Below are 13,342 nucleotides of genomic sequence, written 5' to 3'. Positions count from 1 at the left end.
CATGTCCCGTCCCTTCCCCTATTCGCTCACTCGCGCCGGTGTGATCATGACGCCAGAAGAGGGCAATTCGCTCGAGGCCGAGGGGGTGCTCAACCCCGCGACCGGCCACGGCCCGGACGGCAAGCTCTATCTGCTTCCGCGGCTCGTCGCCACCGGGAATGTGAGCCGCGTCGGCCTCGCCGCCGTGGTGATCGAGAACGGCGTGCCGGTCGGAGTCGAGCGCGAGGGCATCGTGCTCGGGCCGGATCGGGCCTGGGAGCGTGGAGCCCACAACTCGGGCGTCGAAGACCCTCGGGTCACGTTCATCCCGCGGCTCGGCCTGCATGTGATGACCTACGTGGCGTTCGGCCCGCTCGGCCCGCGCACTGCCATCGCCACCTCCACCGACCTGCGCGAGTGGACCCGGCTCGGCCCGGCGCTCTTCGCTTACGACGACGCGCTCGACATCGACCTCAACATGTTCCACAACAAGGACACGGTCTTCTTCCCCGAGCCCGTCACGGCCCCGGATGGCGTGGAGAGCTTCGCGGTGCTGCACCGCCCGATGTGGGACCTCGGCGAGATCCATCCAGGCGAGGGTCTGTGGAAGCCGGCCGGCGTCACCGACCAGCGCCAGAGCATCTGGATCAGCTTCGTTCCCGTCGCGGGGGTGCTCGCCGACATCCGCTCGATCGTCAACTGGCGCGGCCACCGGCTGCTCGCCGCCCCGGAGGCCCCGTTCGAGGAGCTCAAGATCGGCGGAGGCCCGCCACCCGTTCGCGTGGCCGAGGGATGGCTCGTGCTCTACCACGGCGTCACCGGCGTGATCGATAGCGCCTTCTCGCAGCAGCAGAAGGTGAACTACGCGGCGGGCGGCATGATCCTCGATGCCGTCGACCCGACCCGGGTGATCGCCCGCACGACTGAGCCGCTGCTGTCGCCGGAGACCGACGACGAGCGCAGCGGGATCGTGCCGAACGTGGTCTTCCCGACCGCGATCGAGGAGATCGACGGTCAGTTGTTCGTGTTCTACGGCATGGCCGACTCGAAGATCGGGGTCGCCCGCATCGACCACGTGTAGCCGCCGGCCGACCGAAGAACAAAGGACAGATTCAATGAAGAACCTGACACCCAGGCGCCTGGTCGCCGTGCTCACCGCGATCGCCGTGACGGGGGGCCTGGCGCTCGCCTCGACTCCCGCGACTCCCGCGACCGCCGCGCCGCCGCCGCTCGCCAACCTCGCCCATCTCGACTTCCTGCTCGACACCGCGGCCCCCGCGGCGATCGACGGGCACACGACCTACAAACTGGCCGACCAGCCGAAGCTCACGATGCCGTGGACCTACGCCGACCCGCGTGACGGCGGCACGTTCGCCCGCGTCGGCGGCGGCCCGCTCGATCCGGCCACCGGGCACTGGGGCCAGGGCGCCTACAACGCCGACGACATCTCCCGGGCGGCCGTGGTGTACCTGCGCCACTGGAAGCAGACCGGGGCATCCTCGAGCAGGAATTCCGCCTACGAGCTGCTGCGATCGCTCGCCTACCTGCAGTCCTCGAGCGGCCCCAACGCCGGCAACGTGGTTCTGTGGATGCAGCCGGACGGCACCCTCAACCCGAGCCCGACGCCGGTCGAGCTTCCCAACCCATCGGACAGCGGCGACAGCTACTGGCTCGCCCGCAGCCTCTGGGCGTTCGGCGAGGGCTACGCCGACTTCGCGTCGAGCGACCCGGCCTTCGCCTCGTTCCTGCAGCAGCGGCTGCGCCTCGGCGTGGCCGCCCTCGACCGCCAGGTTCTCGACAAGTTCGGCCAGTACGAGGTGGCCGACGGAGTGCAGGTCCCGGCCTGGCTCGTCGCCGGCGGCGCCGACGCTTCTGCCGAGGCGGTGCTCGGGCTTTCCGCATACTCGACCGCCGTGCCGCGCGACTCTGCCGCGCGTTCCGCTCTCTCGAAACTGTCGAAGGGCATCGCCGCGATGGGGTCCGGTGACACACAGAGCTGGCCGTACGGCGCGATTCTGCCGTGGACGCAGTCCCGCAGCATGTGGCACGCGTGGTCGTCCCAGATGCCGGCTGCGCTCGCCAGGGCGTCCGTCGCACTCGGCGACAGGGGCCTGCTGAAGCCGGCTATCGCCGACTCCGTGTCGTTCACCACGACGCTGCTCACCGCCGGTGGCCCCGACAATGGCTGGTTCCCCACCCCCGTCGACCACACCCAGATCGCGTACGGCGCCGACTCGCGACTGCAGTCCCTGCTCGCGGTGGCCGATGCTGCGCGGCGACCGGGCATCCGTGAACTCGCCGGCATGATGGGCGCCTGGTTCTTCGGGGCCAACGCCTCGGGCAAGCCCGTGTACGACCCGGCGACCGGGGTGACCTTCGACGGCGTGCAGGCCGACGGCACGGTCAACCATGGAAGCGGGGCGGAGAGCACCATTCACGGACTGCTCTCGATGCTCGCCCTCGACGCGAACCCGGATGTCGCGGCCCGCGCGCAGGCGACTCCGGTGCTGTCCGGCCGGGACGGTCTCACCGTCGTGCAGGCGGAGGCGTCCGCATCCACCACCGGCACCGTCGTGACGCCGGGCTCGGCCTGGACGGGGGAGTCGCAGTATGGCGGCGGCACGTTCCTGCAGCTCGCGACCGGGCAGAAGGCGACGATCCAGATCGGCGCATCGGCCGGGGCGCGGCTGCTCGAACCGGTCACCTTCGAGCCGAACCCGGGGTCGGCGACCTCGGTGTGGACCTCCGGCACCTCGCCGCTCGGCACCCTGCGGCACGCCGTGGGAGCCCAGGGCGTGACCGCCGTGCCCGGGGCACTGCTGCCGCAGACCCTGCAGCGCGCGGTTCCGCCCGGCAGCGACGCCGTCTCGGTGACCGCCTCGCGCGGCACCGTGCAACTCGACGCGGTCATCGTGCGGCCGCTCGTGTCCCGCCTCACCCTCACCGGGCCGAACGGGTTCACCGAGCTGGTGAACTCGGCGTCGACCGAGGTGCAGAGGACCTCGGTGGGCACGGCCGGCCAGCGGGCCACCCTGCGCAGCTACGACGGCTCTGGCGCGCTCGTCGAACAGCGCACCATCACGGGAGTCGCGACGGTCGTGCTGCGTAAGGGAGGGTTCGCGGTGGTCAGCCGGTGATGCCCGCTGTCGACTCGATCACGTCGGTCATCTTCTTGGAGAGCGCCTCGTAGAACATCGAGTGCGGGAACTCGTCGTCGAGCACCGCATCGGTGAACCCCTTCGGCGGGCCGTCGAGCGGGAGGTCTCGCTTCGCCCACGCGGACGCAGGATGCGGCGTCAGTGTCGAGGCGATGAGGTCGTAGGCAGCGAGCCAGTGCGCCGTCTTCGGCCGGTCGATCGAGTGCCAGTAGAGGTCGTCGATCTCGCGTCCGAGGGCGATCACCACCGCGGGAACCTCATCCCAGTCGATCGTGAGGCGGGTATCGGTCCAGTGCAACACGTGGTGCTGGTGCAGCCAGGCGAACAGCAACTGGCCGCCGAGCCCGTCGTAGTTGCGCACCCGGCTGCCGCTGATCGCGAAGCGGAAGATGCGGTCGAAGAGCACCGCGAACTGCACGAGTTTCGCGTGTTCGAGAACCTGCTTCTGCGCCGGGGTGGCCTCCGCCAGCCCGTCGAGGGCCTTCTCCAGCCGCACCGCCTCGCAGTACGCCGTGAGGTCGCAGCGCAGCTCCTCGAGCGAGTAGAGGAAGAACGGCATGCGCTGCTTGATCATGAACGGGTCGAACGGCAGGTCGCCGCGCATGTGCGTGCGGTCGTGGATGAGGTCCCACATCACGAAGGTTTCTTCCGTGAGGTGCTGGTCGTCCAGCAGTCGCGCCGCGTCAGTCGGCAACTCGAGCTTGGTGATCTCGGCGGCGGCCCGCACGACACGGCGGAACCGGGCGGCCTCTCGATCGGCGAAGATCGCACCCCAGGTGAAAGTGGGCACGGTGCGCATCGCCACCGTCTCGGGGAACAGCACTGCCGAGTTGGTGTCATAGCCCGGCGTGAAGTCGAGAAAACGGATCGGCACGAACAGCGTGTTCGAGTACTCGGCTGCCTCGAGCTCGGCCACGAATTGCGGCCAGATCACTTCGATCAGCACCGCCTCCACGAGCCGCTCGGCGCTGCCGTTCTGGGTGTACATCGGGAAAACGACGAGGTGACGCAGGCCGTCGATTCGCTGTCTTTGCGGCTGAAAAGCCTCGAGCGAGTCGAGGAAGTCCGGCACCCCGAATCCGCCTTCGACCCAGCGGGCGAAGTCCGCGGCAAGCGCGACGTGGTAGTCGGCGTCGTGCGGGAAGGTGCCGGAGAGCGAGCGGATGTCGTGGGTGATGGTGGCGACGAGCTCACGGGCGCGCGCGTGGTCGGCCTCGTTGGGCAGGCTGCCGTCCTTCACCTGGAAGGTGCGGAACTCTTCGACGGCCGCCTTGAGCGACAGCCACGCCGGAGCCGACACGAGGTCTTCCACCACCTCGGGTTCTCCAACGATCGCGTTCTGCGTCGTGACGTGTGACATGGGTAACCTCCGTTCCGGCATCGGCGGGCGCAACGAATCGGCGCCTCGTCCCCAGCCTAACGACGCTCGCGCGCCTTTTGGTTGTGGTGGACGCGGGGAAATTGCGTCTACCGCGAGTTTCGCGCCGCAGTCCGGCGCAACCGCTGTGGGGTCAGAGCCCCTTCTCGGCAAGCCAGGCGAGCAGCACGCGTTCGAACTCGTCCCGCTGCTCGACGCTCGGAAGGTGCGCAGACTCGGTGAAGCGGCATCCCTCCGCCCGGGGGATCGTGGTCAGCAGGTAGGCGTACTGGATGAGCACGATCGAGAGGTCGTGATCGCCCACGGTCACGAGGGTGGGGACGTCGATGTCGACGAGCCGGTCGTAGGCGGGAGGGTCGAGCGGCGTTTGGGTGGAGCCCTCGCCGCGGTGGGCGGCGTTCGCCCGGTTGAGCGCGTAGGCCTCGGCGACGAAGGCCGGGTCGAGGTCCGCCTCGTGCCGGGTGGGGCCGATCGACCAGAGTCTCACCTCGAGGTCCTGCAGAACGGCCCAGTCCTCGGCCGCGAATGCCGCATCCAACTCGTCGAACATGGCGTCTTCCGCCTCGGTGAGCTCGGTCTCGGGGAAGCCGCTCGGGCCGGAGCCGATCGTGACGAGGCCGGCAACGCGCTCCGGATGCTCCACCGCCAGGTCGATCGCGATGCGACCGCCTCGGGAGCATCCGATCACCGTCGCGCGGGCTATTCCGAGGTGGTCGAGGAGGTCGATCGCGTCCTCCCGGTCGGAGAACGGCACGTCCTCCGACGTCGTCGCCCCGTAGCCCCGGGCGTCGTAGCGAATCACGAAGTGGTTCGCGGCGAGCGCCGGAACGATCCCGTCCCACATGCGGAGGGTGGCGATGCCGGCGTGGATGAGGAGGAGCGCGGGCGACGAGACGTGGCCCTCGGTCTCGTAGTAGACGCTCGCTCCCGGCAGTTCGAGATCAGGCATGCTTCGAGCGTAGGCGCTTGCCACTCGTTTGACACCCAGCCTGTTAAATACGTCAGCGGACCGACCTGTTTCGGGTTGGGCCGGTCCGCTGAATCGCCCGGGTAAGAGGCGACATGGCGCGCGTCGGTACGGTTCGCCCGGTGGTTAAACCGTCGGGTTGGCGTCTCGTACCGTTCGTGCTTGCACTTTCGTGCAGTGACTACAAGCTAGCAGTATATTGGTCCTCCAAATAGGGGACACACGACCCCCGTTCGGGTGTCACTGCGGCGTGTCGCCCCAGTCGGTCGGAACGCGGATGGTGCCGAGCATGCGCATGGCCCCGAGAGCCGCGGCCCTGTCGTGATCGCGGGCCGCCGCCACCAGCAGCGCCTGCGATTCGCTGAGGGCACTAAAGTCGATCTGGTCCGGAAGATGCAGGCTGCCGAGGCGCACGACATGCACGACCGACTGGATGCCGCGCCTGAGTGGGGGATTCTGCGAGAGCTCGACCAGGTGGTTGAAGAACTCCGCGTTCGCCGTGGCGATCCGCTGCATGTCGCGCGTCGACAGCAGCGAGATAAAGCTTTCGTGATCGGCCTTCATTGCAGCGACGACCTCGGGCGGCACCGTGGGGATCACCTCGTTGATGACGGCGACATACAGGGCGAGCCAGACCACCATGGCATTCGCCGTCTGTTCCGGGCTCACGACCGCGATGCGGGTGAACCGGCTTGCCGATGCCTCGATGATCCCGATTTCGCGCAGCCTCTGCAGGGCCTCGCGAACCGGGGTGCGGGAGACGCCGAGCCGTTCGGCGAACTCGGAGTCGCTGATCCGCTCACCGGGCTGCAGACGGCCATTATGCACGGCGTCGAGGATCTGGTTGAACACCATGCTGACCACGGTGCTGCCGGTGAACGTCTCGTCACTGGAACCCGGCGTCTCGCGCTGGTCGTCTCGTGCCTCGCTCACACGGTTATTTTAGAAGATCATCGGGCGATCGTCGTCGTCCTCGGTCGGCAGGTCGAGGTCCACGACCACGGGAACGTGGTCGCTCGGGGCGTCGCCCTTCCGCTCGGCGCGGTGGATGCTCGCCCCGGTCACGAGCTCGGCGAAGGGCGTGGAGCCCAGGATGAAGTCGATGCGCATGCCCTCGTTGCGGGGGAATCGAAGCTGCTGGTAGTCCCAGAAGGTGAAGCCCTCTGGCACCCGCTCGCGCACGACATCCTGGAGCCCGATCGCCTCGAACTGCGCGAACGCTGCACGCTCCGGCGCCGAGGTGTGGGTGTTGTTCGCGAAGTCCCAGGTGGGCCACACGTCGGTGTCGAGCGGAGCGATGTTCCAGTCGCCCATGAGGGCGAGCGGCTGCTCTGGGTGCTCGGCGAGCCACTCACGAGTGTCGTCGGCGAGCTTGCCCAGCCAGTCGATCTTGTAGGCGAGATGCGGGTCGTCGAGGCTGCGACCGTTCGGCACGTAGAGGCTCCAGAGGCGAACGCCGTCGACGGTGACGGCCATCGCCCGCGCCTCGAGCGGAGGGCCATCGATCTCGGTCTTGCTGAATCCCGGTGCGGAGCGGAATCCGCGCTCCACGTCCTCCATGGGGAGGCGGCTCGCGAAGGCGACGCCGTTCCACTGGTTGAGTCCGTGCAACTCCACCTCGTAGCCCGCCTCGGAGAACTGCTCGAAGGGGAACTGGCTCTCCTTGCACTTGATCTCCTGCATCGCCAGCACGTCGACATCTTCACGATCGAGCCAGTCCACGACCCGGCCGACCCGGGTCCGAATCGAGTTCACATTCCAGGTTGCTACGCGCATGTCCTCAACGCTAGTTGGTCTGCGGGGTGGGTCTGCATCACCACTCCCGCATCGCGACCCACCATCGCGACGCCGCGCGTGCTGGCTCGGCATCGCGACCCCGCATCCGTGCCTCGTGCCTCGTTCCTCGTGTCCTGTGCCCTGCACCTCGCACCCCGTGTCCCGTGCCTCGTGCCTCGTGCCTCGCACCCCCTCAGCCGGGCCAATTCGACGTGTCCGGGCAATTCCCCGGGACTCCAAGCGGTGAGGTGCCCAGTCTTGCCGCTTTTCTGGTGCTGAAGCGACAAGTCTGGGCACCTCGACGATGCGCGGACGGTGAACGCCCGCGGTGATCGCCGGCGGAATGGGTAGGGAGGGCGCCCCGGGCGGCAGGGGGTAGGGAGGGCCTCGGTTTCGGTGTGGCACCCGCTGCCCTAAAGTGAGGTGCGTGACTGACGCACGCCAGAAGCTCATCGACCACATTTCGGCGGATGCCGTGTTCCACGGGGACTTCACGCTCACGAGCGGCAAGAAGGCCACCTACTACGTGGATCTGCGCCGAGTGAGCCTCGACCATCGGGTTGCCCCTCTCATCGGGCAGGTGATGCTCGACCTCATCGCGGACGTCGCTGACGTGAGCGCGGTCGGCGGGATGACGATGGGCGCCGACCCGGTCGCCGCGGCGATCCTGCACCAGGGTGCCGCCCGCGGGCTCGCCTACGACGCCTTCGTCGTGCGCAAGGAACCGAAGGACCACGGTCGCGGTCGCCAGGTGGAGGGACCGGACCTGGCCGGCAAGCGAGTGATCGTGCTCGAGGACACGTCGACGACCGGGGGATCCCCGCTCGCCGCTATCGAGGCGCTCAAGAAGGTGGGGGCCGAGATCGCCGCCGTCGCCGTCGTGGTCGACCGCGACACGGGAGCCCGCGAGATCATCGAGGCCGCCGGATACCCCTATCTCGCGGCGATCGGGCTCGCCGACCTCGGACTCTCGAAGTGACATGAGCGACGATCCCACCGGCGAGGACATCAACGACGACCCGCTCGACTGGTTCTCCGACAAGCTGAACAAGGCGCCGGAGAAGAAGCAGCCCGAGGCCGGGACCGCGTGGCCGCTGACCGCGCCGGAGCCCGATGTGACGGAGCCCGATGTGACGGAGCCCGACTCGGCCGCCCCCGCCGGCGGATTCCACTGGGGTCTCACGCCAACGGCCGGCGACAGCACGCCCGCGGCTGCCGAACCGGTGCTGCCGGACGTTCCGCCCGTTCCGCCCGTTCCGTCCGTCCTTCCGCCCGAGCCTCTGCTGCCGCCCGTCATGCCGCCGCCCGTCCGGCAGTCGCCCGTCGAGCCGCCGGCGCAGCCACCCGTCATGCCGCCGCCCATCGAGCCGCGTCCCGCCCCCTCCATCTTTCCGACGCCCCCGACGACGCCCGTCCCCGAGGCGCCACCCGTCCCCGAGGCGCCACCCGTCCCCGTGACCCCGGTCGAACCGGTCCCGCCGGCACCCTGGCCATCGCCCGGGTTCCTGTCGGCCCCCGTCGCTCCTGAAACCGTCGCTCCTGAAACTGCCGCCCCCGAAACCGTTGCCCCCGAGGCCGACGTGCCGGAAACCGTCCTCCCGGAAACCATCGCTATCGATGCCGCACTCGGCGGTGCCCCGCACTCGCTCGGTCAGCCGCCCACGGTCGCACTGCCGTGGGAGACGACAACACCGGAACTGCCGGCGACCGAGCAGGCTCCCGAACTTGTCGGCGCGAGCGAGCCAGACGCTGACGGTGCCGGCACCGATGGAGCGGCCACTGACGGCTCGGGCATCGACGCCCTCTTCGGCCAGGACCAGTTCAAGGAATACGAGGACGAGTCCCTCATCCCCACGCTGCCGTTCGGCGCCCCGTGGTCGGCCAAGTCGCCCAGCGCGGAGGATGCGGTGGCCGACGCGCCGCCCGCGCTCATCGAGCCTGCCCCCACGGTGGCGAGCCCGTTCGTCTCCGAGGCGATCTTCGGCGCCCGAGCCGCGGCACTCGGTGCTGAGGGGGCGCTCCCCCTCGGCGAGCCCGGCAGAGCCGCGACAGGACTGCCGGTGTCGAGCGCGCCAGCCGATTCGACGCTCAAGACCGATTCGACGGTCGCCGCCGATTCCATGCTCCCGGCCGACTCGACGATCGCTGCCCCGGCCCGCCCGCGCGGTGCCGCCGGCGAGCCGATCTCCCGCAACCAGCGGATCCTTCTGTGGTCCGCCGGCGGTGTCGTCGCGGCGCTCGCCCTGGTCGTGCTGTTCCTGCTCGGCACCCGGCTCCCGGGCCTGCTCGGCACCGCGCCCGTGGTCGCCGTCTCGGCGAGCCCGACGCCCACACCGACGCCGACGCCCACACCGACGGTCGCGGCCGGGCCCGCCGCCGTTGGCGAACACAAGTGGGATCAGCTCCGCGGCGGGGAATGCCTCGACCCGTTCACCTCGCCCTGGGCCGAGAAGTTCACGGTCGTGGACTGCGCTGCTCCGCATCCCGCCCAAATGGTGCGGCGGGGCACGTTCCCGGCGGCGGCGCCCGCGGCCGCGGCCAGTCCATCGCCGAAACCCACTGGCGCGGCGGGTTCCGACTACCCCGGGGTCGAGGCACTCAAGGCGCAGATCAACCTGCTGTGCACCGCCGCCGGAGTGATCAATCTGTCGGTGGCCGGGGCCTTCAGCGACATCCAGATACAGGCGTCATACGCCGCGAACGCGAAGGAGTGGGCGGGCGGCCAGCACGACTACTTCTGTTTCGTCAACCGATCGTCGGGCGAGCCGCTCACCGGGAGCCTGGCCGGCGGGTAGCCGCCGCGCCTGGGACCTGCGCGGCTGGGCGCTGGGCGCTGGGACCTGCGCGGCTGGGCGCTGGGCGCTGGGACTTGCGTGGCTGGACGCTGGGCGCTGGGACTTGCGTGGCTGGGCGCTGGGCGCTCAGCCGATGTCGACCTCGATCGGCTCGGGCTCGAGCAGGTCGGCAACGCCGTTCAGGATCTCGTCAGGTCGGAACGGGTACCGCTCGATCTCGGCCTGGTCGCTGATGCCGGTGAGCACGAGGATCGTGTGCAGCCCGGCCTCGATGCCCGCGACGATGTCGGTGTCCATGCGGTCGCCGATCATCCCCGTGTTCTCGGAGTGCGCGCCGATCTTGTTCATCGCCGAGCGGAACATCATCGGGTTGGGCTTGCCCACCACGTACGGCTCCTTGCCGGTGGCCTTCGTGATGAGGGCGGCGATGGCTCCCGTTGCGGGCATCGGGCCGTCTGCGCTCGGGCCGGTCGCGTCCGGGTTGGTGACGATGAAGCGGGCTCCGTTCACGATGAGACGGATGGCCTTGGTGATCGCGTCGAACGAGTAGTTGCGGGTCTCGCCCACCACCACGTAGTCGGGGTCGCTCTCGGTCATCACGAAGCCGGCCTCGTGCAGGGCCGTGGTGATTCCGGCCTCGCCGATGACGAAGGCGGAGCCGCCCGGCATCTGCGACTTGAGAAAATCGGCCGTCGCCAGGGCGGACGTCCAGAGGAACTCCTCCGGCACATCCAGCCCGGACGCCTTCAGGCGCGCGCTGAGGTCCCGAGGAGTGAAGATCGAGTTGTTGGTGAGCACGAGGAAGGGTTTGCCCTGGTCGCGCCACTGTTGGAGCAGGGCCGCCGCGCCCGGCAGCGGGTGGTTCTCGTGCACAAGCACGCCATCCATGTCGGTCAGCCAGCACTCGATTTCGCCGCGATTGCTCATGGGGACATGGTACCGGGCGCAGATTTCCAACTCGTTGCCTCCGCTACGCTGGAGGGGTTGCGGGGGTGAAGTGGTGTCGGGTGTGCTGATCGGCTTCGCGATCATCGCGTCCATCATCCTCGTCGGGTACCTCGTCGGCCGCCTCGGCATCCTCGGGCCGCACGCCGGTTTCGTGCTCAACCGGGTCGTCTTCTTCGTGCTTTCGCCATGCCTGTTGTTCACGGTGCTCGAGAAGGCGCAGGTGTCCGAGCTGTTCTCGTCGCTCATACTCGTGTCGCTCATCGCCGCCGTGGTCTGCTTCGCGGCCTACTTCGTGGTCGCCCGGCTGGTCTGGCGCCGCGGCGCAGCGGATGTCGTGATCGGGTCGCTCGCCTCCGGCTACGTCAACGCCAACAACATCGGCATCCCCGTCGCGGTGTACGTGCTCGGCAGCGCCGCATACTCCGCCCCGGTCGTGCTGCTGCAGCTTCTCGTGTTCACGCCGATCGCGCTCACGATCCTCGACATCCAGACCACGGGCAGGGCGTCGGTGCGCAGCGTTGCGCTGAAGCCGCTCACCAACCCGCTGATTATCGGATCGGCACTCGGGCTGCTGCTCGCGGTGACCAGGGTGCACCTGCCGGCGCCGGTGCTGCAACCGTTCGTGCTACTCGGCGGCGCGGCGGTGCCCGTGGTGCTTCTCGCCTTCGGGATGTCGCTGCACGGCCAGAAGCTGTTGCAGGCGGGGAGCGGTCGGCGGGATGTGCTGCTCGCGAGCGCGCTCAAGCTCGCCGTGATGCCCGCGGTCGCGTGGGCCGTCGGCCACTTCCTCTTCGAACTCGTTGGCCAGAAACTCTTCGTGGTCGTCGCCCTCGCCGCGCTGCCGTCGGCGCAGAACGTGTTCAACTACGCCCAGCGCTACGGCACGGGCGAGATCATCGCCAGGGACTCCGTGTTCATCACGACCGTCGGGTCGATCCCCGTGCTCGTGATCGTGGCGGCGCTGCTCGGGCACTGAGCTGCTCGGGCACTGAGTGGTGCGGCCACTGAGTGGGGCGTGTCCCGGCGCGGTTCCCGGGGCGCCCGCTCGATCAGCGCTGCTCGACCAGCGCTGCTCGATCAGCGCTGCCCGCCGTCATGCGGGTTGCCGGCTCTGTCACATAGCGGTGCCCGGTGGGCGAGGTCCACTGGAGGTCGCCCTCGCCGATGTGCTCGACGGTCCACCCTGTGTGGTGTTTCTGGTCGTGGTGCTTCGGGCAGAGGTGCGCGAGATTGTCGTGATTCGAGGGTCCGGCATGCTGCCAGTCCTTCGTATGGTCGAGATCGCAGCGTCGGGCGGCGGCACCGCATCCGGGGGCGCGGCAGGTTTCGTCCCGCAGGCGAAGCCAGGCGCGGAGGTCGGGGGGAATCGCGTAGCGATCGCGGCCGAGGGAGAGCACCGCACCGGTCTCGGGGTGGGTGAGGATTCGGACGAAACCGGGAGCGCCGGCGGCGAGCTCGCGGGCGGTATCGATGTCGATCGGACCATAACCTTCGAGCACCGCCGGCTCGGTGCCGCGCCCGAGGAGGGTGAGCACCGGCACCGTGACGAGCACGCGAGCGCGGATGCCCCTGCCCAGATTCGGCTGGGTTAGCTGGTTCGGGTGGCTGGCATCGGTTTGGCCGTCGATGAGGAGGTCGCAGAAGACATCCGCCCGCAGCTGGGTGAGGGTGCGCGGCTCGTCGGGGCACTGGAGGGTGGCCGCGACATCTGTCACGCGGTTGTAGATGGCCTGGGCGCTCGCCGCGGGCAGGTAGGCGGTGAGCCGGGCCATGCCATCCCGGGCGGGATCGAGCGACAGCTCGCGCTTGTCGCGGCAGCTGCTCTGCCGTACCTCGATGGACTCCGGGTGCTTCCGCTCACGCAACACACGAGCCCTGTGGTTGAAGCGGCTTGCGGTGAGCGTGACGGCGAACGGCAGTGCGGCCTCTTCAAAGGGCCGGCGCGCCTCGATGGGGAGGGAGTTGGCGTGGTCGATCATCACCTGCGCATGGCTATAGCTGATGTGCCCGTCGGTGAGGGCCGTCATCGTGGCCGGCAGCTCGCGAAGCAGCGAACGGCTCTCTTCGATGAGAGTCTCGGTGGTGCGCTCGGGCAGGCGCAGGGCCGCCGCGAGCTCGCTCACCAGGGAGCGCCGAGCGACATGGGCGGCGCTCCAGCGGTGAACCTGGGAGGCATCGCTCGGCATCAGGGAAGCGGTTGCCTCGCTCCAGCTGCGCGCCTGGTCGATGAGGGCGGCCCGGTCGGCGGCGGCTCGTGCGACGGCGCGATCGGCCTCGACGACGTCGTCGATCAGCTCACCCATGGTGTCAAGAAAGCTCGCGGCGAGGGACGGCGTGAGCA

At 69.1% G+C, this 13,342-nt stretch carries 11 protein-coding genes; 5 read left to right on the top strand and 6 right to left on the bottom strand.

Features of this window, described 5'->3' with window-relative positions:
- Nucleotide 1 precedes the first annotated feature (1 nt).
- Both VIM54_RS00155 and VIM54_RS00150 read left to right on the top strand, forming a co-directional pair.
- A complete protein-coding gene (locus VIM54_RS00155) occupies nt 2–1,060 on the top strand; it encodes a glycosidase (RefSeq protein WP_331898113.1) in 1,059 nt (352 codons plus the stop codon).
- A gap of 34 nt (nt 1,061–1,094) precedes the next feature.
- On the top strand, nt 1,095–3,116 hold the full coding sequence (locus tag VIM54_RS00150; RefSeq protein ID WP_331898111.1) for a hypothetical protein: 2,022 nt from the start codon (nt 1,095–1,097) through the stop codon (nt 3,114–3,116).
- Here VIM54_RS00150 and VIM54_RS00145 read toward each other — a convergent pair.
- The 4 genes from VIM54_RS00145 to VIM54_RS00130 form a co-directional block, all read right to left on the bottom strand.
- Nucleotides 3,106–4,497 (bottom strand): DUF6421 family protein, encoded by a 1,392-nt coding sequence (locus VIM54_RS00145; RefSeq protein WP_331898109.1) that lies wholly within the window; start codon nt 4,495–4,497, stop codon nt 3,106–3,108. The two genes, VIM54_RS00150 and VIM54_RS00145, sit on opposite strands and share 11 nt — an antisense overlap.
- Nucleotides 4,498–4,648: 151 nt before the next feature.
- Nucleotides 4,649–5,464 carry an alpha/beta fold hydrolase gene (locus tag VIM54_RS00140; RefSeq protein ID WP_331898107.1) on the bottom strand — a complete coding sequence of 272 codons (816 nt, stop codon included), beginning with the start codon at nt 5,462–5,464 and terminating at the stop codon, nt 4,649–4,651.
- Between the two features lie 258 nt (nt 5,465–5,722).
- Nucleotides 5,723–6,415, bottom strand: coding sequence for a GntR family transcriptional regulator (locus VIM54_RS00135; protein ID WP_331898105.1), 693 nt, complete (start codon nt 6,413–6,415; stop codon nt 5,723–5,725).
- Nucleotides 6,416–6,424: 9 nt separating this feature from the next.
- On the bottom strand, nt 6,425–7,258 hold the full coding sequence (locus VIM54_RS00130; RefSeq protein WP_331898103.1) for an exodeoxyribonuclease III: 834 nt from the start codon (nt 7,256–7,258) through the stop codon (nt 6,425–6,427).
- Nucleotides 7,259–7,685: 427 nt separating this feature from the next.
- On the opposite strand from VIM54_RS00130, the gene pyrE reads away from it, so the two are divergent.
- The gene (gene pyrE / locus VIM54_RS00125; protein ID WP_147784841.1) at nt 7,686–8,237 is read left to right on the top strand and encodes an orotate phosphoribosyltransferase; all 552 of its coding nucleotides are present in this window, start codon (nt 7,686–7,688) and stop codon (nt 8,235–8,237) included.
- A 1-nt stretch (nt 8,238) separates the two neighbouring features.
- A complete protein-coding gene (locus VIM54_RS00120) occupies nt 8,239–10,053 on the top strand; it encodes a hypothetical protein (RefSeq protein WP_331898096.1) in 1,815 nt (604 codons plus the stop codon).
- A gap of 126 nt (nt 10,054–10,179) precedes the next feature.
- On the opposite strand, the gene VIM54_RS00115 is transcribed toward VIM54_RS00120, so the two are convergent.
- A complete protein-coding gene (locus VIM54_RS00115) occupies nt 10,180–10,980 on the bottom strand; it encodes an HAD-IIA family hydrolase (RefSeq protein ID WP_331898094.1) in 801 nt (266 codons plus the stop codon).
- A gap of 73 nt (nt 10,981–11,053) precedes the next feature.
- Here VIM54_RS00115 and VIM54_RS00110 point away from each other — a divergent pair, with 73 nt between their 5' ends.
- A complete protein-coding gene (locus VIM54_RS00110) occupies nt 11,054–11,977 on the top strand; it encodes an AEC family transporter (protein ID WP_331898092.1) in 924 nt (307 codons plus the stop codon).
- Nucleotides 11,978–12,050: 73 nt separating this feature from the next.
- Here VIM54_RS00110 and VIM54_RS00105 read toward each other — a convergent pair.
- On the bottom strand, nt 12,051–13,342 hold a 1,292-nt coding region (locus VIM54_RS00105; protein ID WP_331898090.1), incomplete at its 5' end, for an HNH endonuclease signature motif containing protein.

This window comes from Lacisediminihabitans sp. (assembly GCF_036569425.1).
In the GTDB taxonomy this organism is placed as follows: domain Bacteria; phylum Actinomycetota; class Actinomycetes; order Actinomycetales; family Microbacteriaceae; genus Lacisediminihabitans.
The sequence above is the reverse complement of the archived record's forward strand: the minus strand, read 5'-3'. Positions and strand labels throughout refer to the sequence as shown.